We start from the raw sequence: 26,413 nt of genomic DNA on the forward strand, positions 1-26,413 counted from the left end.
ATTAATTAAACTTCTCTTGTACGTAGGACATCAATAATGAAAAATCAGAAAGACGTAAGCTTTCAGGAGTAGGTACTTTAACCCCTCCACCTAATTCCTCAATCGAAAAATGAATCTCGCCTAGTGCTGAGTTTGATAGGTGAATGGTTAATATGCATTTGTTTTCATTTTTAGTCAAATGAAAAAAATATCTTATATGAGTAAGTTCCTCATATTCATTTTTCTTCCGATATTCTCTGAAGGTGTTATAGAGAGGGCGCGGAGAACCGCAATATGATTTATTGTTATTTTCAATCAGATATCCAGCAAACTCAACGCTTACGTTATTATAACTGGCCAATTCTAATATCAAACCTTTAATTCTGGTATCAATCGCCAAAAAGTATTCTTCAAGATTCATAATAATCCTAAGGTTTTTAGGTGGCTATCTAACTGGGTTTCCAGGCTGCTTAGCTCCGATTTCAACTTGGTAATTTTCTTTTGCGTAGCCTGAATATCTACAGGCTCCTCTTCCTCAAAGGTGTCCACATAGCGTGGAATGTTCAGATTGTAGTCATTCTCTTCAATCTCCTCTTGGCTCGCCACATAGCTGTATTTATCTATCGTATCCCAGTTGCTATAAGTGTCATAGATTTTCTGGATATGTTCGTGGGTGAGCTGGTTCTGATTCTTCCCGCTTTCATACTCATTACTAGCGTCAATAAACAATACTTCAGTATTTTCCCCTTTATTCTTGTCAAATACCAGAATACAGGCAGGAATGCCGGTACCAAAAAAAAGGTTTGCCGGAAGACCAATGACGGCTTTCAGCAGATTCTCCTTCATGAACTGCTTTCTGATTTTCCCTTCCGAACTGCCCCGGAATAACACCCCATGCGGTAATACTACCCCGGCTCGCCCGTGTTCATTCAAGGTTTCAATCATGTGGGTGAGGAAGGCATAGTCCCCCTTGCTCTTGGGAGGTACGCCACGGTGAAAGCGGTTGTAACGATCGGAGGTGGCATCCTCTGCACCCCATTTGTCCAGGGAGAAAGGTGGATTCGCTACGACGATATCAAACTTCATCAGGGCATCATTCTCTTTCAGTTTGGGATTGTTCAATGTGTCTCCCCATTCGATATGCGCATTATCCATTTCATGCAGGAACATGTTCATTCGCGCAAGGGCCCAGGTACTCCCGTTAATCTCCTGTCCGTTCAGGGAGATGTTCTTCGATCCTACTTCATCGGCTACTTTCAACAACAAAGAGCCTGACCCACAGGTGGGGTCACAGACCCGGTCACCGGACTCCGGTTCCACCAGCTTCGCCAGCAGGGTGGACACCTGGGCCGGGGTATAGAACTCCCCGGCTTTTTTGCCTGCGTCTGAAGCGAAATTCGCAATGAGGTATTCATAGGCGTCCCCAATTACATCATTGCCCTGCAGGTTGGAAGGTCGCAGATCCAGGCCTTCAAAATCGCCCAAAAGATTTTTCAGTCGCCGGTTCCGGTCTTTGGTCTGCCCCAGATTAGGTTCTGAATTGTAATCGATATTCCGGAATACCTTTTCCAGCTTGGAGCGGTTGGCGTCCTCAATATTTTCCAGTGCAATGTTAATCAGCTCCCCTAAATTGTCCGCGTTGCGGTTCTGATAAAGGTAATCGAATGAACTGTTTGCCGGTACCTGAAAGCGTTCATGGGCCATGGCCCGCTCTACCCGTGAATGATCACCGTTATATTTCTCCATATAAGCCTGACGCTTTTCCTTATTTACATCAGTAATGTATTTCAGGAAGAGCATGGTGAGGATATAGTCCTTGTATTGGGTAGCATCTATAGTGCCACGGAAGGTGTCGCAGGCCTTCCAGACTTTTTGATTAATTGTGGCTTGTGTAAGTTTCTGTCCCATGTTTTTACTTAATGATTTGATTAATCACCCCTTTTTTGAATGTAATTCTGGCTTTTAAAATTTGCTGACTCAGAGTAATTTGCTGGTCTAATAAATCTAATAATTGCACGATATGTAGTTGTTTTTTCATTTCAGGTATGGCTATTGATATCTGTTCTAATTCTTTTTTAGGGATAGACGTAATGGTTACTCCGGCGCCTATACTTTTTAACTGATGCTGTATACGATCCGAATTTAAATAGGCTGCTAAGTACTTACCGTGAATCAATTCGGGATTAGTCCTTATAACGTAAAAGAGCGAAGAGGCAACTGCTTTTTCAAATTCCTCCTCATACGCCCAGGCAAATATTCGCAATCCTTTCCCAGCCAAAATTACATCATTGGGTTGCAACAAATACTTCTCCTCGCATGGCTCTGACAGGTAACTATTAGAAAATAAGTCTGGAGTTGCCCATTCACTAAAATGACTTGCCTGCAGATACTTTACTACACCTTGTGAATTGGCCGACAAGTGCGGGCCAAATCGGATCGAAGCAATTTCTCCTAAAACTTGCATCATTGATATTATGATTATTTACGTCAAACATAACATATTTTTTTAAAAAGTAGAGCATTTCTAATATTTTATTTTTCCGTAGGGGATTTCAAATTTCACTATTTGAGTTCTGAAAGTGAATTTCTAAGACGCATTATCAATATCTGCTGTAGGTTTTATCTTTCAATATAGATAAATTTCCTATTTTCAGCTCATAAAGTAGAATTTAAACTCAATATTTTAAACTCTCTTTCGTTCCTCTTTCACCAAACCAACTAACCAATATGAGCGAACTCATTTATCCGGAGAGGGGTTCTGACCACTCCCTTTCTACAGATAAGACTTGCGTAGGAATTGATTTAGGAACTACTTATAGCTTAATGGCGGTGGTAAATTCCGAAAACGTAGATTTCTCTCGCAGCAACAAAATCCCCGTGCAATTTGCTCGTATACCTCAACACAGTCCCTTTGAACATCAACCCACCATCGAAGATGAAAAGGTCGCTTCTATCGTAGCCATTCACGATGGCAGACCATTTGTAGGTAACAATTTATATCATCTTAAAGGTCATCCGGATTTTCAGTATAGAAGAAATATTTTTTATCACTGGAAAACCGAAATGGGAGTTGATCATCACCCCATGTATCCTAATGCAATAATTGATAAACTGGATATGCCCTATAAAGTGGCCGGTGGAATCCTCAAGTATATGAAGGTTAACTATGGCGTTACTGTGGACCAGCAATTGGGAAACGCTGTTATAACGGTCCCTGCTTCCTTTCAGGTAAGCCAGCGCAAAGATACGCTCAAAGCAGCTGAAATGGCCGGGATTACAACTGAGTCAAATATGCTTATAGATGAGCCCAATGCTGCTTTTTTGGGGTATTTTAATCGGCTATCAGAATCGGACAAACAAAATTGGGCTTCGCGAGTTAAAAATCAGAATGTTCTTGTCATCGATTTTGGCGGTGGAACTTTAGATCTTTCGCTATTAAATGTAGACTTCAGAAAAGACACCGGCATAACCATAAGCAATAGGGCCATCTCCCGGTATAATGATTTAGGAGGACAGGATTTTGACATGATCATTGCAGAAGAATATTTATTCTCTCAGGCCGCTGCTAAAATAGAGTCTTTAGAGGGTTATGACATGACCGAAGTACAACAATCCTTACTTCCACAATTAGCCATCATTGCAGAAGATCTCAAGAAAAAGCTTTCGGATCAAATTGCCCTAAAGGCTGTAGAACAAGATGCCACTGCTCTTGATCTAAGTGCTATTCAGGTAAGTCGGGAAGACAATATTCTTGTTTTAAATAATGAACAGGTAGATCTGGGTAGAATCTCCTTGAATGGGGAACAGTTTGAAACCCTATTTAAAAAAATCTTCACGGGTAAAACATATAAATTCAAATACCAAGATAAAACCATACGAACCATCAGTGCCTCGATTAATGAAATTCTTGACAAATCCGAGTTGCCGTTAGATGAAGTACATTTTGCCCTCATGGTAGGCGGGAGTAGTTTAAATCCATTCCTAGCGCCTTACTGCAGCCAAAAATTACATTCCGCTGAAATTCTAAGCAGTCATGAACCAGACAAATTAGTGGCAGAGGGAGCTGCGGTATATTCATACTTTTTGCACGTACACCATATTTCATTGATTAGTCCAATTACTAGTGAAACCTTGGGAGTCCGTTTAAAAGGAAATCGCTTTTTTCCACTGATCGAACGTGGTCAATCGCTTCCCCAGGACATCTGTTTCCCAGAGTTTAAGCTGCAAAATAATTTACAATCAGAGGTGGTCATACCTGTGTGCATTAATGAGGCAGCTTACCTCGTAGGGGAGATCAGATATGAATTAGATCGGTTTTATGATATCAATACATCGATAAAACTGAAAGCAAGTGTTACTGCAGACAAGGTGTTCTGTTTACAAGTTTATATTGACGAATGTCTCCTGGGTGATGCAGAGTTTGATAACCCGTATGCTATTGGACAGCTTTCGGAAGATGAGTTAAAAGTATATAAGCGAAAGTCAGAAATGCACACCGCCATTCAAAACAAACAGACTAAAAAAGAGAGGATGGCTTTACGGGATTTGATTTGGTTACACAATGAGGTAAATAATCATCAGGGAACCTTGGAAAGCTGTGAAAAATATTTGCTGCGTTTTGACGATCAGGACCCTTATGTATGGAACATGAAATATATTGCTAATTCCAGACTTGGTCGAAGGCAAGCCGCCTTAAATGCCTTAGAAAAAGCGATCGAAATTGAACCTAATGTACCATCCATACGCTATAATTACTCCTTGATACTCGAAAAGGAAGATCCGAAGAGGGCATTGGAGTATTTGAATAATCTGGAACCTTCATTAAAGCATGATGAAAGCATTCGCATCAAGCAAGTTTTGTTAAAGCTTAAGTGCGATATTCCTTGTGAAATTGAAGTGCAAGAAATTATCCGGAAATACCATACAAATCCGCTTATCTTTTCAGACCACACCAAACGAGTTATGTTACCCGCCATATTTAAGCATGCGGGGGAATCATATTCATATATCTCTCCCAAAGTCAAAAAGCAAAAAGATGACGAAGGAAAATATATAGATACTAAAAACTTACCAATTTAATTATGTTCCTAGTACCCTATAATCAACTATCACCAGACCAGAAAAGCATCATCCGTAGAATTTCCAGGGAAAAGCAAAATCTGTTTGTAGAAGGTCCTCCGGGATCTGGGAAGACACTTATCAGTCTTTACACACTCCGAGATATTATCCAAGAAACGAGTATACGCCCTTTGCTGCTGATGTACAATCACAGTCTTTACGGGTATTTAAAAACAGCGATGGAAGCCCTAGATATTACTGATAATATAACCATTGCCACTAAGGATAAATTTTTCTGGGATCTTGGTAAATATCACGGCGTGCGTTACGAATGGGACGAACCTTATGATCGAAAGTACGGTCAAATACTACAGCAGTTAAATAGAATAGATTTAACCAAGCAATATGATATTACAGTGGTAGACGAGGTACAGGATTTGCGACCTGATGAATGGAAGCTAGTGCAAAAACTTTCTCATCGCATAACTTCTTTGGGAGATTTTAACCAAGGCGTCTATGAAACTAAGTTAGATCGTGGTCAGGTGGTTGGAAACGGAATGGAAGCCCAGCTATCTGAAATTTTTCGTTTTCATAAAAATATCGCGAAGCTTGCAAATGCCTTTTCACGAAAAAAAGGGAATTTAGAGGGCCAGGTTACTAAAACCTCTGCACAACAGCCAAAAATCCTCGATGTTCAAGCCTCTAGAAAAGTTGATACCGTTTCTGAAATACTAGACAGCCTTAAGCAAAATAGACAGCGAATAGGAATAATTTGTCCGGACAAACAAGTTCTTCAAGAACTTTCCAACGCATTAAAACAAAAAGGCGTGGAGCATAATTATTATATCAGGAATAAGGATTTAAGAGACCATGATTTCCAATCTAATACACCTCTGTTAATTACAAGTTTTAGCGCCAAGGGACTGGAGTTTGAGCATGTGATCATTTACGGCTTTAGTCAACATAATTCTCTTGTTAAGGGCTTACGATCTGAAGGAAGACTGAATGATGTTATTTATGTAAGCCTAACCAGAACAAACTCTAATCTTTACTTAATAAATACCCCCGATACCATTCCCGAATTGAAAAATCTAAAAGTTGAAAAGGAGGTAAATCCATCCGATTTTGATATTGATGATCTTTTCTAATTGCTGTATATGACCAACTCAGAACTTTACATTAGTCTTCAGGAAGCTGAATTTCTGTCCTTTCAAAAAATATTAATTGTACCCCTTCATCGTGTCAATGTGGCCAAGCGACAGAAAGAATGGAGCATAAAAATAAAATTTCTACCAGGCAGTTCTTTAGAAAATAAAGGTAATCTTATCATTTTCAGAAACGCTGTTCTCCTGTATGAAATTCCTGAAAAAGAAGAGACTCTCTTTACTCAACATTACTGTATACCCAAGGGTTTGTTAAGCTTTAAAGATGTAAAAGTCCGAGATGTGGAGGTAAACGAAAGTTCAAACGCACCTTCATTAGCTCTTTCTATAGCAGAAGGAGAAAAAGATGTAATTACTGAGCATTATGGCAAAATAAATAATGCGGTGACACAGCTTTACAGACTAGCACTAGACAATATCGATTACAAAAAGAATTTTCCTGACTGGTATCAGCATTTGTTAAATTGGAGACCCCTACATAGAAATTTAATTATCGCTTTAGTGAAAAGCAATCAATTCCCTTCATTGGATCTCCCGGTTGTAAAGCCTAATTATTTCTATCGCTATGCCTGGTTTGGAAAGTTCTTTAAAGAACAAGCGATTCAGCTAGGGGGAGGAGAATATTCAAAAGAAGAAATACATAAAATTAGTGATTGGTTAAAGCAATTTCTAGATGTTATGGCTATAAACGACATCAAGATAGCATTAACCAACCCTCCGGAATTAGTTGCTGAAGCGATTGATTTATTTCTGGGTTATTATATCGCCATAACAACTGTAGAAGAATATCCTTATGATAGTTTTCTAAACAATGTCCAAGCGATTTATAATAAATGGACCGGCAAACCCTGGGGGCTAGGAATATTATGGGCGGTTTTTTTCCGCTCCCTTTACGAAGATAGACTTACTTACATCCACCCTATAAATTCGCTCCGTACGGAAGTATTAAAAATCGATCATGAATTGTATTCTTTAATGGAATCTGAAGCTAATGAAAATGAATTTTCGGCAATACCCATAGTAGATATGGATTTTGAGATTAAAGAGCAGGTAAGTGAATATCTTCAACTCAGAGAAGGATCTAAGTCATCGCCTGATTTAGTTGAAAAAGAAAAAATAGTGTCACTATTCTGTTCCAAACTTTGGAAGCCAGGACTGTCATCCCTTGGGTTTGAGGTACGTTCAGAACACGATTCACTTTTTAAGCATGCTAATACATGTTTTATTAAAAATGGCAGCATTCATCTGAAGGAGGTATCTGACCAGGCAAGGGTGACCTATTATTGCTATCCAGACTCTCCACTACTCAATACTTTAAAAAAGAAGAAGATTAATGCTCAGCCATTGGATAAACTAATTAATAAGTCTAAGCGCGTTTTAGTGGGGTTTCTTTCTGAAAGTAATTTTAAAGGAGAATTAATAAACATATACTCTGAGGTCCTCAATGCTATAAAGGATCATAAGATAGAACGTATCATAATGGTATGGCTTCGTCATTCCGAGGCAGAAGAGTTGCAGACTACTGATTTTGATTTGGAGAAAAGAAAATGGACTCAGCAGTTCCAAACAATATTTGCAGGGATTCCAATAGACCTTTTGGTTAAAAATGAGAGTGTTCAAAAAGATTTGGAAATAAAAAGAAATCTTAAACACTTACTCGGCAGCTACAAGATTAATCAACTAGAAGTGATCGACGAAAATTTTGACGAGGAGAAAGCTGCTTGGTTGCTCCAAATTAATACGGAATATTTTATTACAGAAGACGGTATAGAGAATTATATGTTCTTGAATTCAGCTCCTGCTTAAATTTCCCAAGCGTGGTAGACATTGCTTAATTAAATTGGTATATAGAGAATTTTAAAGTAGTATTTACATTCAACATGCTTAATAAAAACAATATACAACCAACTAACTGGAAACTCTCAAAGTCTACTTTTCTGAAGGGAAACCAATGTGTTAAGGCTTTATACCTCAATAAGCATCACTGGAATGAGGGTACACCTCCGACGGCAGAACAGCAAGAATTATTTAATAGAGGCCGGAAATTTGAAGCAAAGTTTCGCTCGGAATTTTTTGGTCAACAGGTCGATATAACAAAGGTTTTAGGAAAGAATTTCAAGTACTATAAAGGGTATACAGAGGAATATCTTATAAAGCATGACAAGGGTATACTTTTCGAGGCCACCTTTATTGAAGATGAAGTTATGGTAATGGTGGATGTTTTAAAAAAAAATCAAAATAATAGTTATGACATTTTTGAAGTTAAGCTGCATACAGAATTAACCCAAGTAGTTTGGGAGGATTTGGCCATTCAAAATTATGTACTTCAAAAGGCGCTGGGAGATAAAATTAATTCTTTTCATATAGTGTATCGAAGTTCAGAAGGAGAATATATTATTAGAGAAGTTCGGGAAGAACTCAAAAATCTTGAACTGAATATATCTGAACTCTTGGAAAACTATAAGTCCATCCTCCAGCAAAAAGAGATTCCGGATAAGGAAATGGGAGCTCAATGTGAGTCACCTTATCCCTGTAATTTCAGAGAATTCTGCTCTCAATTCTAATATTTTAGCATTTAAAAAGGTAAGTCGTCGTCATCGTCATCCTCAGAGTTAGAATTACTGGTACAACAGGGCTTTTCATGCTCCCCATACCAACCAGATAACTGAAGATAACAGCGTTCTTCTTCACCGTTAGGAGACCACCATCTCGCAAGAGAGACACGTACTATAGTGCCTGCAGGAATTATGTCTATTGGACTTTGATAACCTACATATGAGATAATATATCTTGGTATAGCTCCCACGGTATAAGCACATCTGCTGGAATATTCATATCGAACTTTTTGATCATAATCGTTTCGGATTAAATCCTTATCTGGAATCCAGAACCCTACGCTTCTTTCTGGCAAACCATGGCTCTTAGAAATGTAGCCACTTCCAGCGCCGGTCCACTGCAATAATCCTTCAAAGAGTTGGTTTGGATGTCCAAAGTATGTTCTTTTCTTTGCTTTATCTCTTAAATACTTTTCCAAAACTGGCGCAGGACAATTCTGAATGAACCTAAAATTTTGAGCTCTTATATCTTCAACATGTGGCGGGATACAATGAGCTACAGGCTCATAATTTATTTCATATATATCGCCTACATTTAATTCCGTGTTGATTGGTTGATTATAACCTTGTTCGTTTAAAAGGCGAACCATTTGACCGTTCCATAATACACCCCCTACACAGGCTGCATTGGACATCCGTGTTTTTGCTATTATTATTACTTTCATTAGAGATGTGAAATTTGAAATCCCAACTGGTTTAATTTACTTCCAACTATGGAGCGATGGCAAGCTTCGGGTTCTTCTTCCACACAAAAAAGGACTACATTATTTGCGCCAATTTCATCAAGTTTATCAATAAACTGATCGAAATTATATTTCTGCAAAACTCTATTTTTGTAGGCTATGGTAAAGATCTTTCCTAATTGTTTCCGAGACCGTTTCTGATCACCTGCCATTGCATCAGCATCTTTCTGTAATTGTCTTATTTCTTTCGTTGGGGCAAGGTCAATGACATGTTCATAATTAATATTTAATTCTTGCAATTTGGTTTGGAGTTTATTGCTATTCACAAAAGCATATTGAGCGCCCCGCACACCTCTCCGCTGTCGAATATCCACGAAGGTATCGATATTATTCTCTATTAATTTCCAAAAAAAATCCTCCGCAGAGGAATTGTACACGCCTATAGTATAAAAGTTCATCAATAAGATTTTCGTGAAGTAAAGTCGGTTTGATTTCCAAAAAGGTCTGTAGTTCCTTTTCCTTTAGTAAGTTCATTCATTACCAACTCTTGTGATTTGAGTTGGTAATTCTTTGTGATATGATTCATCGAAATATTATGGCTCAATAATTCCTGACCTATTAATTTACTGCGATGACATTCCTCTGGTTTGGATTCACTACACATCACGGCTATTTTGATCCCCTTCTGATTTGCTGTTAGTAATCTCTTTAACCCTTGTTTAAAGAATTGTTTTTTCTTTATCAAATCGTAAACAACTTTCCCCTCAGAATCGTAACAGCTTCGATCTTCCGGTAATCCCCCCAATTGATCACCCACAAATACGTAGGTAACCCCAACGCTCTTCAACGACGCTTGAAGTTCACTCTGATTGAATTGCGGATTCCATTTTGAGAATGGTTTAGAACGCACATCAAGAAGAAAATCAATCGAGAAATTTTGAAGTTCATGTATGAAATCTTCAATTTTCTTATTGCCATGCCCAATGGAATATAGCGTTGTATCTTTCATCTTTGGTTATACGAATATAATCGCAATAGTTGAATATTAAAAAACCTGATCAAGGGGAGAACAAACTAATTTGAGAACTTATTATTTATCCTATTCAAATTTATTTATTATTCGCCGAATTACCATATAGACAAAAGGTGAAAATAAATGTAGCAGTATGAAGTTTTTATACAGCTTGGCCTACAATTTTTTTTCCTGATTTAGAAATGCCTTAAACAATTGAAACACGATGTTGCTAGTTGAAAGGTGAACTTAGTAGTATTCAGCTGGCGGTTAATATTTTTAAGTTTGGTGTCTAATCTTTATTGATTTGCTAAGTACCTATGAAACTTCGGCCAATAGTGAGTATATGGATCACCACTCTTAAAGACCACGCCACCGTCCGCACCCAATTGGTCCGTACCAACTTTGCCATATTCACCTGGTCCGGACCCTTAGTAAATCGGGTGTGCAGCGGGCCCTGGTAGATGGCGTCAATTCTTGCAAGATTCCGGATAAGTAGCTAGCAAACAATCCGCTATCTTAGTCACAAAACTTTCTGTGAAATTTCTACGCTACCTTCTACTTCTTAATACTCCCCTCTCCTGCTCCACTCCTGCTCCTACGCGGAACGCGCGGTTCGCAGTTCGCAGATTGCCCGTACCGAACGGCACATTCGGGCGGGTTCGCAGTTTGAGCATGCCTGATTATGGTTACCCCTTTTCTGGTTAATCTAATAGGTAGTACACCCTGGCAGATAGTGTCAATTCCTGCAGGTTTCAGGATATTTAACTCATAAACAATCTTCTATCTTAGTCAAAAAATTATTTTGAAATCATACTGTCCATTCCTGATTCTTCTATGTTTCTTTTCCTGCTCCACCCCTGCTCCTACGCAGCGCGCTTCGGAGCACGGGGGTGATCGCGGAAGCGATGAAAACACCACAACTGCCGACATCCGCTACCTGGCCTTGGGTGATTCCTATACTATTGGTGAAAGCGTCTGCGATGCCTGCAGCTTTCCGGCACAACTAACCGAGGCGATCAAAGAAGAACGGAATTTCACCGCTCTGGACCTAAAAATTATTGCCCGTACCGGGTGGACGACCACCCAATTGCTAACCGCCATTGAGCAGGAAGACCCCGACACCAATTATGACATGGTGACCCTCCTCATTGGAGTCAATAACCAGTTCCAGGGGAAGGATTTTTCCCTCTACGAGTCCGAGTTTGAAACTCTCTTACAAAAGGCTATTCAATTCGCCCAAGGGGATGTCGCCAATGTCATCGTGCTCTCCATCCCGGATTATGCGTTTACCCCCTACGGGCAAAACACTTCGGATCCGGAACGAATCTCTACCGAACTGGATGCCTATAACGCTTATGCCGCACAAGTGGCGCAGCAGTACCAGGTAACCTTTCTGAACATCACGGATATTACCCGGGAAGGGCTGGATAATCCCAGCCTGGTAGCTAGTGATGGGTTGCATCCCTCTAAAGAGGCGTATGGGAGGTTTGTTGAAAGGCTACTTCCTATTGCGTTGGATAAGATTAAGGATTGATTTTGTACTTCGTACGCGGTTTCATATTCCTACTTTTTTGCATTGCCCAAAAAAGTATCCAACCCGCCCGAACGTACCGTTCGGTACGGGCGGGAAAACGCTAGGCTGCATTTTCTTTTCTGCATTTCTACGGTCTCGCGGTCTGCGCTGTCCGATACCGGCAAAAATATCTTATACATAGAAAGGAGTTTCTAACCTTCCCCTCTTCCCGGACAGCTTCCGGGAACCCTCAGGACTTGATTTACTACGGATATAAAATGATGCCGTTTTTGACAGAGGATGAATTGTAGGGTACCCTTTTCCGTGGCTGTAGTGAAAGAGGCCGTTAAGAATTTTTGAAGCCTTGGAGAAAATTTAGGCCGATTGAGCGGTTTTTGAAACGAAGGTTTCAAAAAACACCTAGTGAAAAGGCGTCTTTTCTTTTGTTTCGTTTTCTTTGGACGAGCAAAGAAAATGAAATGTAAGATTCATTACACCTGTATTCAAAAAACATGCTATTAGGGCAGAGAGGAAAACGCAGGGTAGAAGTTAGGGTAAGCAGATAAACCCGCCCGCGCAAACGAATTAGTCTGGCCAGGAACGTTCCGTTCGGAATAAGAGGGAAAACTCTAGGCTGCATTTTCTTTTCTGCACTTCTCAGGTCTGCGCTGTCCGATACCGGCAAAAATATCCTATACATAGAAAGTAGTTTCTAGCCTTCCCCGCTTCCCGGACAGCTTCTGGGACCAGAACTGCAACGAAAAGAAAATGATGCCGGTTGTCCATTATTTGAAAATTGAACTCCCTATCCGGTAATCCGGCAGTTGCGGTAAAGGGAGGGTTTGTAAGCGTGTAGAGCACCCTGAAACGACTATTTCCGCTTTGCAATAAAAGTTCCATTAGGCTGGATAACCCTTAGCTGTTTTATGGTGCCGTTATCATCGGAGACGAATTCTGCGAAAAATCCTTCTTCTGCACCGATAGCGAACCTCTCTTGGTCTAATGGGATAAGGTCGTACTCCCTCTGACCGGGAACAAACATTACCAAACCATCCCCCTTAAGAAATATCCTGACAGCAATACCTGGGAGCTCATACGAGCCTTCGTAGACTTGTAGGGTAGCTAGTGGAATTTCCACAGTTTCATATTCCCGGGTGAATTCTATAGGCTGGTCCAGGGTCCGCTCCAGTTTCATCTTTACTGAAGCTATCTCCCCCGTTTCATTCATGGAAAAACTCGTTTTAAATGGGACTATGTTTACGGTATCTGGCTTATTATTTAAGAATGGTATAGGCTGAAATACGTCATAATGCTGGGGTTTAAGGTAAGAGGATCCATGAGGAGTTTTAAGGATCAAAGAATCAGATCTGACCGATACCTTTATTCCCCCGTAACCAGGGTGGTGAAAGGTCCCCGTATAGTCCGCCAGATCATGGGTAGGGCCTGCGATGGTTCCTGCTATTTCTTTCGGTGTTTCCTCCTCTGCTTCATCATCCGCGCCGGAATTCTTCAGTATTTTACTTATCCAATCTATTTTATCCAGCTGTAACATGCGGTCTGCAATAAGGTTTCTTACCATCGGTAAGGCCATGGTGCCTGGTCGGTTAGCCAGTATTACTATTCCTATGCTATCCGTGGGATATAAGGCGACATATGCGTTAAACCCATCTATACCTCCACTATGACCCACCCTGTAATGCCCGCGGTATGAACTGATTCCCCACCCATATCCATACGTATTATTATGAATATAAGGACTCTCACTACTTGGCATTCCACTTCCGGATACCGCATGGGAACTCATGGCCTCCGTCACGTAATTCTCAGGGATCAGCTGCTTGCCGCGGTGCTTCCCCTTATTTACCCAGGTCAGCAACCATTGGGTCATCTCTCTTGCGCTACTATTAATACTGCCTGCCGGGCCCATAGCCGCGATATCATAATAGGGCACAGGGCGAAAAATACTGTCCTGCACCAACTCGTAGCCTACCGCTGTGTTTTCAGACTCCTTTAATGCTCCTATGGTCAGGTTGGATCGCGTCATTTCCAAAGGATCAAAGAAACGCTCCTGTATATTCTGCTCCCAACTTTTCCCGGTGATTCGTTCAGCAATCACCCCCTGGACCAGGTACATAAAATTATTATAATGCCATTTTTGCCGCAGTCCTGTGAAAGGCTCTAAGTATTGAATCCGTTGGATCAGGCTATCCTTGCTTTGAGTGGGAAACAAATACCAGGCGAGATCATGTCTCGGAATTCCAGTCTGGTGTGTCATCAGGTCCTTGATGGTGACATTATTGTTCAATTCCGAATTGTAGAACCGCAATTCCGGGATATAATCCCTGGGATTATCATCAAAATCAAGTTTGCCTTCCTGTCTCAATAATCCAAGCAACGCCCCGGTAAACGCCTTACTGCAGGATCCAATGGCAAAAAGGGTGTTCTGGTCTACCGGAATTTTCTTTTCGACATCCCTGTAGCCATATCCCCCTGAGAGGATGACTTTATCCTTTTCTACCACAGCTACACTAAAACCAGGGGTTTTAGTCACCTCCAGAATTTTTTTGAATTCCTTATCCAGGTTCTTGAGTCGAGGATCTGCCTGTGCGTTTCCATTCTGAAGAAATAAAAATAATCCCAAGCATAGTACAGCTAATTTCATATGTCTGATTTAAAAGATTTATAGCGGGTGGAGAGAATGAGTTATAAAGAAAGGACAACGCCTGTTTACTTTCGAATGATCTGGAGTGACCGGTGGAATTGAATGTTCATGAAATTCTTCAGAAAAAGAAGGTTGCAACTTATAAGAAGTGAATTCCATTATGGCCCGTTGGTGTAGCAGAAGTCGGGGGTAACCTTCTAATTTCCCGGAATATACAAAAAAATCTATATTCAGGAGCCCAGAATAGAACTTTTAATCTATACCGCTAAGGTTGCCCTAATAAGACAGCGGATGAGGATCCCTTTTATGGTTATGACTTTTTGATGAATTGCCCAAAATGATTTATAGCCGCTCTCCTTACCTCGAACCTCAAACCTCGAACCTCGAACTACCATACTAATCCTTCTCCTCAAGATACTCCATCACCACCCGGTAAGTATCTTCGATCAAACTACTCCCGAACAACCGGTCATTATTCATAAAAATCGCAATATCCAACGACCGTTCCCGGTGGTGGATCACGAAGGTGTTTGCACCAAATGCTCGGCCCCCATGTAAGGCGAGATCACCGGCCACTTCCCAGCCCTTGGCATAATGTGCAGTTGTCCCTGCAAAGAATTTTATATCCGTTTCGGACCCTGGGATGGGAATATTGTCTGCCTGGAAGATCAAATCGTGGGTCTCCGGGGAAAAGATTTTCCTATTTCGCAGCGCCTGGGTATAGGCAAAATAGTCGCTGATGCTGGTGTACATTCCCCCTGCTCCTAATAGACCGTACAGGAAATGTCCATCTACCTTTTGCCACTGCCCAAGGCTGTCCTTTTCATAACAAAAAGCGCGTTTCTTGATCTCGATGGGCCGTGCCAGGTTAAAGAAATGGGTGCGGTTCATCCCTGCCTTTTTAAAGATGTGCTCCTCGGCAAATGCGGCAAAATCCTGCCCGCTCACCTTTTCCACGATGGCCGCCAGCAGTTCGTAAGTGCCGTTGTTGTATTGCCACTCGGTTCCGGGTGTTAATGGCGAGGGTGGATTCTTTTCATAATAGGCCACCACATCCTTATTCTCTGCAATCTTTGTGCTGTCCCACTCGCTGAAAAATGCATCTTCGGCATCCGCCAGCCCGCTGGTGTGATGCACTAATTGCTCAATGGTCACATTTTTAAAAATCTCAAAGGGATAGATGGAATAGACCGTATCGCTGAGCGAGAGTTTCCCCTGGTCTACCAATGCCAGGACCGCCAGGGCCGTAAACTGCTTACTGACCGACCCCATCCGCATATTGGTGTTCATATTGATGGGTTCTTTGCGCTCCAGGTCTCGCAAGCCGTAGCCCTTCCCCACCAGGATTTCCCCGTCATAGGCAACCATCAGCGCCGCCCCCGGTTCGCCCGGCTGAACGACTTGCGCAAAAATTGAATCCAGCCGGATCTCCAAAGCCGCCAGCAGTTCTTGTTCTTGTACTTGTTTTTTCTTGCTGTCTTGTTGGCAGGATGCGATGACCAGCAGTAGTAGTAGGGATAGTAGTTTTTTCATCGGTTTGTTATTAGAGGGGGAGGGATGTATTAAAGATATTGAATTTTGGTTTGCGGTTTGCGCCTGCCTGCCGGCAGGCAGGGTTGGCGGTTTGCAGTTTGGGCCCTTCGACTACCCGCCCGAATGTGCCGTTCGGTACGGGCGGGCGCTCAGGGCAGGGTTTGGGGTTTGCAGTTCGGGGGTTTGGAGTTTGGGGTTCGGGGTTTCTGGTCTAAAATTTACTGACAAAAAATAACAGCTTCAGAAATAAAAGAGAGGCACGTATTGGCAAAACACCTCTGCATCCCAGATAGCTTCGGGGGCCGGAATTGCGACGAAAAGAACATGATGCCATTGTGAAATCGTTAAGCTAGGGAATGCCTTTTCTTCAGTATAGGCTAAGCAAACTTGGAATGCTACTCGAAAATGACTAAGCCATTTTTGGCCAAGTTTGTGTGCCGGTTTTGCGCAGCAAAAATACATATAGAAATCGAAGATTCACGAGCTCCTATGAAATTGAACATGTGCGAGTAAAAGGCAAGGAAGGCCCTTCCTTTGCTTCGTTTCTTTGGGCCAGACTCATACCATGCATCGCAGCTTGGCTGAAATGCAATTCAATGAAAAAACGATTAATAGTGTTTCTTGGTTACATCGAATTCTGATTAATTCGCTTCTTATCCGGCAAGGTAGGCGTAGAACTACGGGGAAACCTATCCCGAAACCTTGGTGAGGGCAACAGCTCATCGTTAGAAAATTTGGTTTTACTGAGAAAAAATTCGTTATTGTTGTTCTAACCGACCAAACCTTACCATGAAATACACCGCTTCCCTAGGCGCACTTCTGGTGTTTTGTTTTATTTCCTGCTCCAAGGATAATGCCCCACAGGAACCCGTAACGACTAAGGATTCGCCCACCATTAGTACTTCCGAAGTAAGTGAAACCAGTTATTATTCGGTCATGATCGGTGGCACTGTCCAAAGCGACGGCGGGGCAGAGATCACCGAAACCGGGGTATGTTACGGACTGGAACCGGATCCTAAGCGTACTGATAATTACCAGGCAACCCCATCAGCTGCTAAAGAGTTCAAGCTCGCCCTGGAAGGTTTGGAAACCAACACGGTCTATTTTGCACGCGCCTACGCCGTCAATAGCGAAGGTACCGGCTATGGAACGGTAAAGGAGTTTAAAACCTTAAATGCAGCCGCAAGTGTAGCGACGACCGGACTTTCTAAGGTCTACGAAACCGAAGTAACAGCTAAGGGAGAGATCACCGAAGAAGGAAACAGCGAAGTATCTGCCCGTGGATTTTGCTGGAGTACTTCTCCCAGCCCTACCCTGGACGATGATAGCCTGCAAAGCGGGGAAGGACCCGGCATCTTTGAGGAAACAATAACCGGTTTAACCCCTGGTACTACCTACTATTTACGAGCTTATGCGGTCAATGCCGATACGACCTCCTATAGCGAATCCATAGAATTTACCACCCTTACAGAGCAGGTGGCTTTTGAAGGGGATGTGGTCCTGCAAACTCAGGATGAAGTAAATGTTTTCGGGATGTCAGGCTATACGACGATCACGGGAAATCTCTTTATCGGCTATGACTGGGGAACCGAGTCTTCCATAAGGGATTTGGGACCACTTTCAGACCTGAGACAGATAGGAGGTGACCTGATAATCAGCAACAATACCTCCCTGAAAAATTTTGAAGGCCTGGGTAAGCTGCGGAGTGTTCAGGGTTCCATGGTCTTGCGATGGAACCACCAGTTATCCGACCTCACGGCCCTATCAGCCCTAACCGAGCTGGGATCTTTAATCATCAACCGGAACAACAGCCTGGCACATCTTGATGGTTTAGAGTCGCTGCTGCGTATACAAGATCGTTTTTACCTGGATGGAACTTCCCTGGTACAGGTCAATGCACTCTCCGGGATCACCTATATAGGAGGTGATATTCATATTGGATTTAATGCAGCTTTAGTAAGTATAGAAGGGCTTCAGGGCATTACCGAAATCTATGGAAACTTGACATTGGAGGCGAATACCCAACTGGTTTCGCTACAGGGTTTGCAAAATGTGACTAAGATAGCCGGTAACCTTGTTACCTACCAACTGGACCAACTAACGGATTTCAAAGCCCTGGCTTCCCTCTCCGAGCTTAACGGTGAGATCAGGGTAAGCTGGAATCAGAATTTAAAGAACCTGGATGGACTACAAGGCCTAAGCGCACTTTCCCGACCTATAGAAATCGGGAACAATCCCGGTTTAGAGAATTTAGAAGGCCTGAATAACCTGCTATCAACCGGCGACCTGCTTATCCATAATAATTCATCATTAAGCTCCCTACAGGGGTTGGAGGCCTTGGTACAGGTAGGAGGCAGCCTGGAGATTTCGGACCACCCACAATTAACCAATTTATCAGGGCTTGGAAAATTAGGTGCCGTTTCAGGAAACCTGGAAATTACGGCCAATGACCAAATCACCTCCCTTTCAGGATTGAAGCAGCTGGAATCCGTGGGCGGGAGACTTGTGATTGCCGACAATAGCAACCTATTGAATTTTGACGGTCTGCAAGCCCTTGTACAGCTGGGGGGCGACCTGTATATCGGAAATAATTACAAGCTGCACTCGATTACTGCCTTGCACGGACTCGAGGCACTTCCGGGAGGGCTTACTTTAAGCAATAATACTGTTTTGGACAATCTAGGGGGATTTGGAAACATTCGCACATGCCATGGCATGTATATCACACGGATGGGCGCCCTGTCCACCCTGGATGGATTTCAGGACTTGGAGGAAATATCAGGGAATGTCACTATTATTAACAATACTGGATTGAACGACTTCTGCGCGCTGCAGGCGGCCCTCAATAATGCGTTCACCAAATCGTTCAACGCCAGCTCCAATGCCTATAACCCTACTTTGGCTGATGTACAAGCCGGTAATTGCCGGCCTTAGACTGGAGGGATTATGAACTTTTGAATCCTGTATTGCATAGTTGGGCAGGTGCCGGTCGGACAGGCCGGCAGGCAATTGCGAACCGCCAACTATTCCTCCTCAAGATACTCCTGAACCAGCTCGTAGGTATTCCCGATAAGGCTACTGTTGAATAACCTATCATTATTCATAAAAATCGCAATATCCAAAGGTCGTTCTAGCTCGTGGATCACGAAGGTGTTTACGCCAAACCAATCGCCGCCATGGACCGCGATGTTCCCGGCAATCTCCCAGCCTTTGGCGTAATACGCAGTCTTGCCTTCCAAGAACTTGATGTCTGTTTGGTCTGTGGGAATAGGAAGGCTGTCGAGCTGGAAGATCAGGGCATGCGTTCCCGGCGAAAAAATGCGCTTCTCCCGCAGTGCCTGGGTGTAGGAAAAATAATCCTGCACACTGGTATACATCCCCCCTGCCCCGAGCAGGCCATTCAGAAAATGCCCGTCCACTTTTTGCCACTGCCCAAGGCTGTCCTTTTCATAACAAAAAGCGCGTTTCTTGATCTCGATAGGCCGCGCCAGGTTAAAGAAATGGGTGCGGTTCATCCCCGCCTTTTCGAAAACGTGCTCCTCGGCAAATGCCGCAAAATCCTGCCCGCTCACCTTTTCCACGATGGCCGCCAGCAGTTCGTAAGTGCCGTTGTTGTATTGCCACTCGGTTCCGGGTGTTAATGGCGAGGGTGGATTCTTTTCATAGTAGGCCACCACATCCTTGTTCTCTGCAATCTTTGTGCTGTCCCACTCGCTGAAAAATGCTTCTTCGGCATCCGCCAGCCCGCTGGTGTGATACACTAATTGTTCAATGGTCACATTTTTAAAAATCTCGAAGGGATAGATGGAATAGACCGTATCGCTGAGCGAGAGTTTCCCCTGGTCTACCAGGGCAAGCACGGCCAGGGCGGTGAACTGCTTACTCACCGATCCCATCCGCATATTGGTGTTCATAGTGATAGGTTCTTCGGTCTCCAGGTTCCGTAGCCCGTAACCCTTTCCGAGCAGCAGTTCCCCGTCATAGGCAACCATCAGCGCCGCCCCGGGTTCCCCCGGTTGGATGACCGTTCCAAACAGCGAATCCAGCCGGATCTCCAGGGCCGCCAACCGTTCTTGTTCTTGTACTTGTTTTTTCTTGTTGTCTTGTTGGCAGGATGCGATGACCAGCAGTAGTAGTAGGGGTAGTAGTTTTTTCATCGGTTTGGTTTTAGAGGGGGGAGGGATGTATTAAAGATATTGAATTTTGGTTTGCGGTTTGCGGTTTGCAGTTTGGGCCCTTCGACTACGCTCAGGGCAGGGTTTGGGGTTTGGGGTCTATAATGAAGTGTTAGTTCGAGTCTTTCGTCTACACCTTGGCTGTAACTCTATTCTGTCAGTTCGAGCGGAGTCGAGAACTGTTTCAAGACCATTCTAATTTACGCTGAACAATTTCAGGCGAGAACTCATCTGAAATCGGCCTTTGGAATCACCTCTCGACTCCACTCGAGGTGACAGCCTATGACCTCGAACTTCGAATTTACCTGCAGGAGGTAGGCATCAAATCTCGAACTAGCAAAACATCCCCCTCACTCCTGCTCATGTTATTCGAAGTAGCTCTGCCCTCCTTGACAGGGGGAATTCCCGAAATTAAGCCTCATACATCTGGCTATTAAATGGTTCCTCTGGAAGTAGCTTCCGAAAAGCTTTATAATGGGGAACTGGCATCATTTTCTATCCGTAGCAAATCAAGTCCTGAGGGTTCTAAAAAGCTGTCCGGGAAGAGAGAAGGGATAATTGCTGATATTAAGTGGTAGCTATTGTTACAGGTATCGGACAGCGCTGAACCCGAAGGCATAGATTTCAAAGATGAAATGCTTTGCATTCACGAATACCTCAGACTAAATAGAAGTGCCATGAGTAAAAATGCAGCCTAGCGTTTTCCCGCCCGTACCGAACGGCACGTTCGGGCGGGTTGGATACTTTTTTGATCAATGCAAAAAAGTATCAACATAAAATCAAATTGACTCTTCAAATTAGCAATAGCATTAAGAAGGCTTCTCATAATCCTTATCTTTAAGAAGCCCCGAATAAAAACGGCAACTCAATGAAAAAATTCGATAATATCATAATTGGTTCCGGACAAGCCGGTACCCCATTGGCCTTTACCCTGGCCTCCAAAGGCCAGTCCGTGGCCTTTATAGAAAAGGAACACTATGGCGGCACCTGCCTGAATACCGGTTGCACCCCTACCAAGGCCTACGTGGCCAGCGCCAGGCGGATCTGGGACAGCAAGCACGGGGACGAGCTGGGCATCTACATCCCGGAAGGCGCCACTGCCAACCTGCACAATATCAAAGCCCGGAAGGATTCGCTCATCACGGGTTCTGTAGACGGGATCAAAGACGGCATTAAGAAGAACAACAAGATCACCGCCTACTGGGGGGAAGTCCGCTTTACAGGCAACAAGGAAGTGTTTGTAAACGGGGAGACCCTTACTGCAGACCGCATCTTTATCAATGTGGGGGGACGCCCCCGCATCCCTGGAGCCTATGCCACAGCCGGGCCACTGACCAACAAATCCCTCCTGGAGCTGACCGAGCTCCCGGAACACCTGGTGGTGGTCGGGGGTGGGTATATCGGGCTCGAATTCGGACAGATGTTCGCCCGTTTCGGCAGCAAGGTGACCATCGTGGAACGCGGCAGCCGCATCATTGACAAGGAAGACGAAGATGTATCAGAAGCCATACAGGAGGCCCTGGAAGCGGATGGGGTGAACTTCCGGCTCAACGCCACCTGTATGGGGGCAAAACGGCTGGAGAACGGGCAGGTGGAGGTGACCGTGAATTGCGATTCGGGCGCACCCAAGGTGACCGGTTCCCACGTACTGCTGGCCATTGGCCGCAACCCCAATGGGGATCTGCTGAACCTGGAGAAGACAGGTGTAAAAACGGATGAGCGTGGATTTATCACTGTAAATGATACCCTGGAGACCAATGTGGAGGGCATCTATGCCCTGGGCGACTGCAACGGGGAAGGGGCCTTTACCCATACTGCCTACAACGATTTCCAGATCGTACAGGACCAGCTCTTCGGCGATGGCCAACGCAGGCTGTCGGACCGGATCACTACCTACGGGCTCTTCGTTGACCCGCCCCTCGGCCGAGTGGGGATGACCCTGACCCAGGCTAAGGAGTCAGGCAAGAAGATTTTAACCAACACCCGCCCCATGAGCAAGGTGGCCCGCGCCAAGGAAAAAGGCGAGACCCGCGGGCTGATGCGGGTGATCGTGGACGCCGATACTGAAAAGATCCTGGGTGCCAGCATTCTCGGCACCGGGGGCGACGAAGTGATACAGGGCATCACCAACCTGATGTACGCCGGGGCCTCCTATAAGGTGCTGCGGGATTCAGTGCAAATTCATCCGACGGTTAGTGAACTATTACCCACATTATTAGAAGGTCTAAAAGCTCCGGAATAGTTCTGGGGCTCGTCCTCCGAAGCTTTAGCGAAGGGGGGCAGATTCACCCGACGGTGAGTGAGTTATTACCGACCTTATTGGAAGGGTTGGAGGAAGTTTGATGGAGAACTCCCCCTTGGAAGGGGGAGGAGATTCTTTCGCGAAAAGCGAAAGGATCGGAGGGGGATGTACTTCCAGTTATAGTAAAGCATACCTCGTGCTGCCTGCGAAAGGATTGGAGGGGGATGTTCATGAATCGGTCAAGATTACATTGAAGGCCCTGACGGAACTTCTTAAAAACATCCCCCGCCTTGGTAAACCAAGGCTGCCCCCTTCAAAGGGGGAATCCCTCACCTCAGCTTTTGTATCACTTGTTCAATGCTCAACAATACACTGAACATTTCTTGCTTTATCTCTTGGTTACTAAAACGGATGATTTGAATGCCATAATTTGAAAGTCGTTTGGTTCGTTTCGAATCGTATTCGAAAGTCTGATCATGAATACTCCCATCAATCTCTATGACCAGCCTGATTTCATGGCAATAGAAATCAACAATATAATCCAATAGTGGAACTTGCCTATGGAATTCTACACCTAGTGCTTTCTTCTTGAGATGTTTCCACAATATAATTTCAGGAATAGTACTGTTCTTTCGTAGTTCTCTTGCATATCTTTTCAAGATCGGATTATATGGAATCAGCTTATTTTTCATTACGATAGGAAATTAAGCATCGCTCCTGCAAGTAAGTAGCACTAAACATCCTATAACCACTTTAATATTACTTCTGATTATCAGATCCTTACAAATTAACTGTGAAAAATCGACAAAATACACCCCCTTTGTCATTCATCGAGAAATGATAAATGGCGGCAATATGATCTGGCTGTTGTCGTTTTAAAATGCAGCGGTATTAATTTGAGCCGGACTAACCACCCGTAATGCCGCGACCAGACCATCAAGCCCCGTAAAACGGGTGATTACTAACATACTGAACCCCCAAATCTCAGATGGAGAAGAACCTTAAGATCAATGGATTTTACTACAAGAAGAACGATAAACCTATTGAACACCACGAACGTGAAATGCTGATCCGCGACCTGATGAAAGTAGTCAAAAAACACGGGTTTGAATTCTTTGGCTACTATAACTTTGTCTCTGATGAGGACGTAAACCTGCTGGATCTCAATTTAAAGGCACCTAAGGTTAGGTCATAATCTTAGTATTATTTTCTATTATCTTTATTAGAATTTCAATACTATATATTGGATTAAAATCCACAATCCAGTCAATTCTGCTAAATCAAATAATCATAATTTGATAAGACGGCATTCTTTTCTGGTCATGACAAAGATCATTTTTACTCTAGACGCACTTGTACTTTACTAAGGTAATTACAGGTCCAAGTTAGCATCGGTCTATAATTGCATAATTTCTTAATTTATTTTCTATATTTTTATTATCTTATAGGAGTTATAAAAAGTCTCCCCACGTGCATAAGAATTAAATTTCCTCCCTTAAAGGACAATACTTAAAAGTATTTACCAAATTTTGAGACTTTAGATGACGATAAAAGGCCATACATGTATCCTTTCCGTTATTTGGATTTTTCTGTCCATAAAAGTTGGATTTACACAAGTTCAGCCTGACAGTAATCTGATTACCCCCTTATTCACCCAGACAACCCCTATGCGAGTTAAATTAAGCTATTCTAATAGGCTTATAAAAAATTTAAAGACACGGAAATATCTACCTATAAAAATCTTTTACCAGGATGAAGAACGAGGCTGGAAGAAGCTGAATGCCAAAATTAGAGCAAGGGGTAAATATAGAAGACTTAATTGTTATTTTACTCCCATAAAATTAAAAATTAGAGAATTAAATAATGTTTTTAAAAGCTCTACTCATTTAAAGTTGGTACTGCCATGTAAGCAGGAAAAGGATGCGAATGATAACGTCATTAAAGAATATCTTGCCTACAAACTATATGAGCATATATCACCTTACCATTTTAAGACTCGACTTATTTCCCTAGAATATGAGGAAATTAGAAGAAAAAAAACAAAGCATCATAAACTAGCAGGATTTTTTATAGAACATCATAAAAACTTGGCCAAAAGATTAGATTGCCGGGTTCTTGAAAGATTTGTACATCCATTAGAACAAGAATCATTGACGGCTATTCGAAACGCTATATTTCATTATATGATTGGCAATACCGATTATTCTACAGCATACAAACATAATCAGAAATTGCTCTTTCATAACAAAAATACTATTCCTGTACCTTACGACTTTGATATGTCTGGATTTGTAAATGCCAGTTATGCAGTAGTTTCGGAAATTCCTGGGGAAGAAATAAATATTAAAACTGTAAAAGAACGTCGTTATCGTGGATTTAAGAGAAATCCCCAGTTGTTCGAGAAGGTCCGTTTAGAGTTCCTTAAGTCTAAGAGCCAACTAATACAAATAGTTCAAGATCATAAAATTTATTTTGAACATCCACAGGAGTATAGAGAAACTTTAAAATATTTAGAAGATTTCTATGAAATTATTGAAAATGAAAAGCGTTTCAAAAGAAACATAATACAGGTGGCCAGATCTAAGTAACTATACCATGTAAGACCGAATGGGTCTTCTTTTATTGATATAACGTACTAAATGTCGGTAGTATTTAATGAATCCAAATACAGTTATTGATATTGCCAATATAGGGGCTGATTTAAGTACAATCCCATTTTTAAATAGCCATAGTGTAATCCCAACCATAATTATAGAATATAAAAAGATGATCACTTTTCGAACGGTTCTGTAACTGATATCCAACCTATTATCGAGATACATAAATAAAGCACTACCTAGAACGCTCAATACAAATGTAATAGCGAGAATCAGCCAGAATGAAACTTGATACATAAACTGATTCTTTAATAACATCGCCAATATATTTGCATGAATCACTAATCCATGCATATCAGGAATACTTTTACCGGCGGTAATGCTATTTAGCGGGGTGAAATGTTTATCCTCAACGTCAAATCGATTGCCGATTGGGGTTCCAAGATAGCCCACGAGCACAATTTTATCTTTTACAAAATTGTAATTCTCAAGATTATTTATTTCATGAAAATCAAAGGCTAAAAAGCTATTATAATTCCCATAATAGCGTATCACTCTTGAATCATTTAGTTTATTACCTATAGATTCAATTTTTCGGGAATTTCCCTCTGCAACCTTTTTAAATATTTCAAATGCAAAAGAACTGTACTTTGCCCCGTCTACCTCTTTCAATCCTTCAAACTCCCTGACAACATTCATGTCAGTGCCAAAATCAAAATTTACATACCCTTGAGATCCATTAGTCCTAAAAACTGGATGATTTTGAAGGAGTTTTCCATCCTGAATCACCAAAGAGTTCACAATCCTTGAATCCGCAAGAACTTTTGCCAATATAGAATCAGACTGAAATTCCTTGACCTCATGAAAAATTACATCCACCCCTATAACTTTCGGATCAGCCTCTAGTAATTGATTGAGTAGATTGGCAATCGCTCCACGATCTTCTTGAGCGACATTAACTAATATTATATCGTTCTCAAGCTGATCAAGTTTGCCCATTTCTTCAGAATAGTATACATCTAAAAAACTAAAATCCTTCAAAGCATTCACAAGCGGGTTGAAAAAATTGATATTAAAAAAGATCAACCCCAATAAACCTATTGAGATAAACGCTAATATGGTGTTAAAAAATGCATCCCTAAATAGTAACAGCCTTTTATCTTTTTTTCCCATTGTGT

Annotated in this window: 20 protein-coding genes; 9 read left to right on the forward strand and 11 right to left on the reverse strand. The window is 42.4% G+C overall.

Features of this window, described 5'->3' with window-relative positions; translation table 11 throughout:
- Nucleotide 1: 1 nt before the first annotated feature.
- The 3 genes from PP178_RS02840 to PP178_RS02850 are packed head-to-tail and all read right to left on the reverse strand — an operon-like array spanning nt 2 to nt 2,446.
- Complete coding sequence (locus tag PP178_RS02840) at nt 2-400, reverse strand: hypothetical protein (RefSeq protein WP_272592793.1); 399 nt, start codon at nt 398-400, stop codon at nt 2-4.
- A complete protein-coding gene (locus tag PP178_RS02845; RefSeq protein WP_272592794.1) occupies nt 397-1,887 on the reverse strand; it encodes a type I restriction-modification system subunit M in 1,491 nt (496 codons plus the stop codon). The genes PP178_RS02840 and PP178_RS02845 overlap by 4 nt, the downstream gene beginning before the upstream one ends.
- Nucleotides 1,888-1,891: 4 nt before the next feature.
- On the reverse strand, nt 1,892-2,446 hold the full coding sequence (locus PP178_RS02850; protein ID WP_272592795.1) for a restriction endonuclease subunit S: 555 nt from the start codon (nt 2,444-2,446) through the stop codon (nt 1,892-1,894).
- Nucleotides 2,447-2,706: 260 nt separating this feature from the next.
- Here PP178_RS02850 and PP178_RS02855 point away from each other — a divergent pair, with 260 nt between their 5' ends.
- The 4 genes from PP178_RS02855 (at nt 2,707) to PP178_RS02870 (ending at nt 8,764) form a co-directional block, all read left to right on the forward strand.
- On the forward strand, nt 2,707-5,058 hold the full coding sequence (locus tag PP178_RS02855) for an Hsp70 family protein (RefSeq protein WP_272592796.1): 2,352 nt from the start codon (nt 2,707-2,709) through the stop codon (nt 5,056-5,058).
- Nucleotides 5,059-5,060: 2 nt separating this feature from the next.
- On the forward strand, nt 5,061-6,185 hold the full coding sequence (locus tag PP178_RS02860; RefSeq protein WP_272592797.1) for an AAA family ATPase: 1,125 nt from the start codon (nt 5,061-5,063) through the stop codon (nt 6,183-6,185).
- A 9-nt stretch (nt 6,186-6,194) separates the two neighbouring features.
- Complete coding sequence (locus tag PP178_RS02865) at nt 6,195-8,006, forward strand: hypothetical protein (protein WP_272592798.1); 1,812 nt, start codon at nt 6,195-6,197, stop codon at nt 8,004-8,006.
- Nucleotides 8,007-8,080: 74 nt separating this feature from the next.
- Nucleotides 8,081-8,764: a hypothetical protein gene (locus tag PP178_RS02870; protein ID WP_272592799.1), complete on the forward strand. Its 684-nt coding sequence runs from the start codon at nt 8,081-8,083 to the stop codon at nt 8,762-8,764.
- Between the two features lie 11 nt (nt 8,765-8,775).
- Here PP178_RS02870 and PP178_RS02875 read toward each other — a convergent pair whose 3' ends face one another.
- The 3 genes from PP178_RS02875 to PP178_RS02885 are packed head-to-tail and all read right to left on the reverse strand — an operon-like array spanning nt 8,776 to nt 10,507.
- Nucleotides 8,776-9,480 carry a dual OB domain-containing protein gene (locus tag PP178_RS02875; protein ID WP_272592800.1) on the reverse strand — a complete coding sequence of 235 codons (705 nt, stop codon included), beginning with the start codon at nt 9,478-9,480 and terminating at the stop codon, nt 8,776-8,778.
- On the reverse strand, nt 9,480-9,956 hold the full coding sequence (locus PP178_RS02880; protein WP_272592801.1) for a DUF488 domain-containing protein: 477 nt from the start codon (nt 9,954-9,956) through the stop codon (nt 9,480-9,482). The genes PP178_RS02875 and PP178_RS02880 overlap by 1 nt, the downstream gene beginning before the upstream one ends.
- A complete protein-coding gene (locus PP178_RS02885) occupies nt 9,956-10,507 on the reverse strand; it encodes a DUF488 domain-containing protein (RefSeq protein WP_272592802.1) in 552 nt (183 codons plus the stop codon). The genes PP178_RS02880 and PP178_RS02885 overlap by 1 nt, the downstream gene beginning before the upstream one ends.
- Nucleotides 10,508-11,315: 808 nt before the next feature.
- Here PP178_RS02885 and PP178_RS02890 point away from each other — a divergent pair.
- Nucleotides 11,316-12,047 (forward strand): SGNH/GDSL hydrolase family protein, encoded by a 732-nt coding sequence (locus PP178_RS02890; protein WP_272592803.1) that lies wholly within the window; start codon nt 11,316-11,318, stop codon nt 12,045-12,047.
- A gap of 850 nt (nt 12,048-12,897) precedes the next feature.
- Here the strand turns inward: PP178_RS02890 and PP178_RS02895 are convergent.
- Nucleotides 12,898-14,688 (reverse strand): serine hydrolase, encoded by a 1,791-nt coding sequence (locus PP178_RS02895; RefSeq protein WP_272592804.1) that lies wholly within the window; start codon nt 14,686-14,688, stop codon nt 12,898-12,900.
- A gap of 396 nt (nt 14,689-15,084) precedes the next feature.
- Nucleotides 15,085-16,221 (reverse strand): serine hydrolase domain-containing protein, encoded by a 1,137-nt coding sequence (locus tag PP178_RS02900; RefSeq protein WP_272592805.1) that lies wholly within the window; start codon nt 16,219-16,221, stop codon nt 15,085-15,087.
- A 789-nt stretch (nt 16,222-17,010) separates the two neighbouring features.
- On the opposite strand from PP178_RS02900, the gene PP178_RS02905 reads away from it, so the two are divergent.
- Entirely contained in the window at nt 17,011-19,155 is a 2,145-nt protein-coding gene (locus tag PP178_RS02905; protein WP_272592806.1) for a fibronectin type III domain-containing protein, read from the forward strand.
- 89 nt (nt 19,156-19,244) lie between these two features.
- Here the strand turns inward: PP178_RS02905 and PP178_RS02910 are convergent, their stop codons facing one another.
- Entirely contained in the window at nt 19,245-20,378 is a 1,134-nt protein-coding gene (locus PP178_RS02910; RefSeq protein WP_272592807.1) for a serine hydrolase domain-containing protein, read from the reverse strand.
- 886 nt (nt 20,379-21,264) lie between these two features.
- Between PP178_RS02910 and PP178_RS02915 the strand changes: the two genes are divergently transcribed.
- Nucleotides 21,265-22,638 carry a mercuric reductase gene (locus PP178_RS02915; RefSeq protein WP_272592808.1) on the forward strand — a complete coding sequence of 458 codons (1,374 nt, stop codon included), beginning with the start codon at nt 21,265-21,267 and terminating at the stop codon, nt 22,636-22,638.
- Between the two features lie 329 nt (nt 22,639-22,967).
- Here PP178_RS02915 and PP178_RS02920 read toward each other — a convergent pair whose 3' ends face one another.
- The gene (locus PP178_RS02920; protein ID WP_272592809.1) at nt 22,968-23,330 is read right to left on the reverse strand and encodes an endonuclease domain-containing protein; all 363 of its coding nucleotides are present in this window, start codon (nt 23,328-23,330) and stop codon (nt 22,968-22,970) included.
- Between the two features lie 296 nt (nt 23,331-23,626).
- Here PP178_RS02920 and PP178_RS02925 point away from each other — a divergent pair, with 296 nt between their 5' ends.
- Nucleotides 23,627-23,833 carry a hypothetical protein gene (locus PP178_RS02925; protein ID WP_272592810.1) on the forward strand — a complete coding sequence of 69 codons (207 nt, stop codon included), beginning with the start codon at nt 23,627-23,629 and terminating at the stop codon, nt 23,831-23,833.
- Nucleotides 23,834-24,179: 346 nt separating this feature from the next.
- On the forward strand, nt 24,180-25,226 hold the full coding sequence (locus PP178_RS02930; protein WP_272592811.1) for a hypothetical protein: 1,047 nt from the start codon (nt 24,180-24,182) through the stop codon (nt 25,224-25,226).
- On the opposite strand, the gene PP178_RS02935 is transcribed toward PP178_RS02930, so the two are convergent.
- Nucleotides 25,227-26,408: a CHASE2 domain-containing protein gene (locus PP178_RS02935; protein ID WP_272592812.1), complete on the reverse strand. Its 1,182-nt coding sequence runs from the start codon at nt 26,406-26,408 to the stop codon at nt 25,227-25,229.
- Nucleotides 26,409-26,413 lie beyond the last annotated feature (5 nt).

Source organism: Zeaxanthinibacter sp. PT1 (assembly GCF_028464225.1).
Taxonomy (GTDB): domain Bacteria; phylum Bacteroidota; class Bacteroidia; order Flavobacteriales; family Flavobacteriaceae; genus Zeaxanthinibacter.

Excerpts from the sequence above, each read along its gene's own strand:
- PP178_RS02880 (WP_272592801.1), bottom strand. The coding sequence starts at position 9,956 with ATGAACTTTTATACTATAGGCGTGTACAATTCCTCTGCGGAGGATTTT.
- PP178_RS02930 (WP_272592811.1), top strand. The coding sequence starts at position 24,180 with ATGACGATAAAAGGCCATACATGTATCCTTTCCGTTATTTGGATTTTT.
- PP178_RS02900 (WP_272592805.1), bottom strand. The coding sequence starts at position 16,221 with ATGAAAAAACTACTATCCCTACTACTACTGCTGGTCATCGCATCCTGC.
- PP178_RS02935 (WP_272592812.1), bottom strand. The coding sequence starts at position 26,408 with ATGGGAAAAAAAGATAAAAGGCTGTTACTATTTAGGGATGCATTTTTT.
- PP178_RS02895 (WP_272592804.1), bottom strand. The coding sequence starts at position 14,688 with ATGAAATTAGCTGTACTATGCTTGGGATTATTTTTATTTCTTCAGAAT.
- PP178_RS02910 (WP_272592807.1), bottom strand. The coding sequence starts at position 20,378 with ATGAAAAAACTACTACCCCTACTACTACTGCTGGTCATCGCATCCTGC.
- PP178_RS02865 (WP_272592798.1), top strand. The coding sequence starts at position 6,195 with ATGACCAACTCAGAACTTTACATTAGTCTTCAGGAAGCTGAATTTCTG.
- PP178_RS02875 (WP_272592800.1), bottom strand. The coding sequence starts at position 9,480 with ATGAAAGTAATAATAATAGCAAAAACACGGATGTCCAATGCAGCCTGT.
- PP178_RS02920 (WP_272592809.1), bottom strand. The coding sequence starts at position 23,330 with ATGAAAAATAAGCTGATTCCATATAATCCGATCTTGAAAAGATATGCA.
- PP178_RS02860 (WP_272592797.1), top strand. The coding sequence starts at position 5,061 with ATGTTCCTAGTACCCTATAATCAACTATCACCAGACCAGAAAAGCATC.
- PP178_RS02915 (WP_272592808.1), top strand. The coding sequence starts at position 21,265 with ATGAAAAAATTCGATAATATCATAATTGGTTCCGGACAAGCCGGTACC.
- PP178_RS02850 (WP_272592795.1), bottom strand. The coding sequence starts at position 2,446 with ATGATGCAAGTTTTAGGAGAAATTGCTTCGATCCGATTTGGCCCGCAC.
- PP178_RS02885 (WP_272592802.1), bottom strand. The coding sequence starts at position 10,507 with ATGAAAGATACAACGCTATATTCCATTGGGCATGGCAATAAGAAAATT.
- PP178_RS02845 (WP_272592794.1), bottom strand. The coding sequence starts at position 1,887 with ATGGGACAGAAACTTACACAAGCCACAATTAATCAAAAAGTCTGGAAG.
- PP178_RS02855 (WP_272592796.1), top strand. The coding sequence starts at position 2,707 with ATGAGCGAACTCATTTATCCGGAGAGGGGTTCTGACCACTCCCTTTCT.
- PP178_RS02870 (WP_272592799.1), top strand. The coding sequence starts at position 8,081 with ATGCTTAATAAAAACAATATACAACCAACTAACTGGAAACTCTCAAAG.
- PP178_RS02925 (WP_272592810.1), top strand. The coding sequence starts at position 23,627 with ATGGAGAAGAACCTTAAGATCAATGGATTTTACTACAAGAAGAACGAT.
- PP178_RS02840 (WP_272592793.1), bottom strand. The coding sequence starts at position 400 with ATGAATCTTGAAGAATACTTTTTGGCGATTGATACCAGAATTAAAGGT.
- PP178_RS02905 (WP_272592806.1), top strand. The coding sequence starts at position 17,011 with ATGAAATACACCGCTTCCCTAGGCGCACTTCTGGTGTTTTGTTTTATT.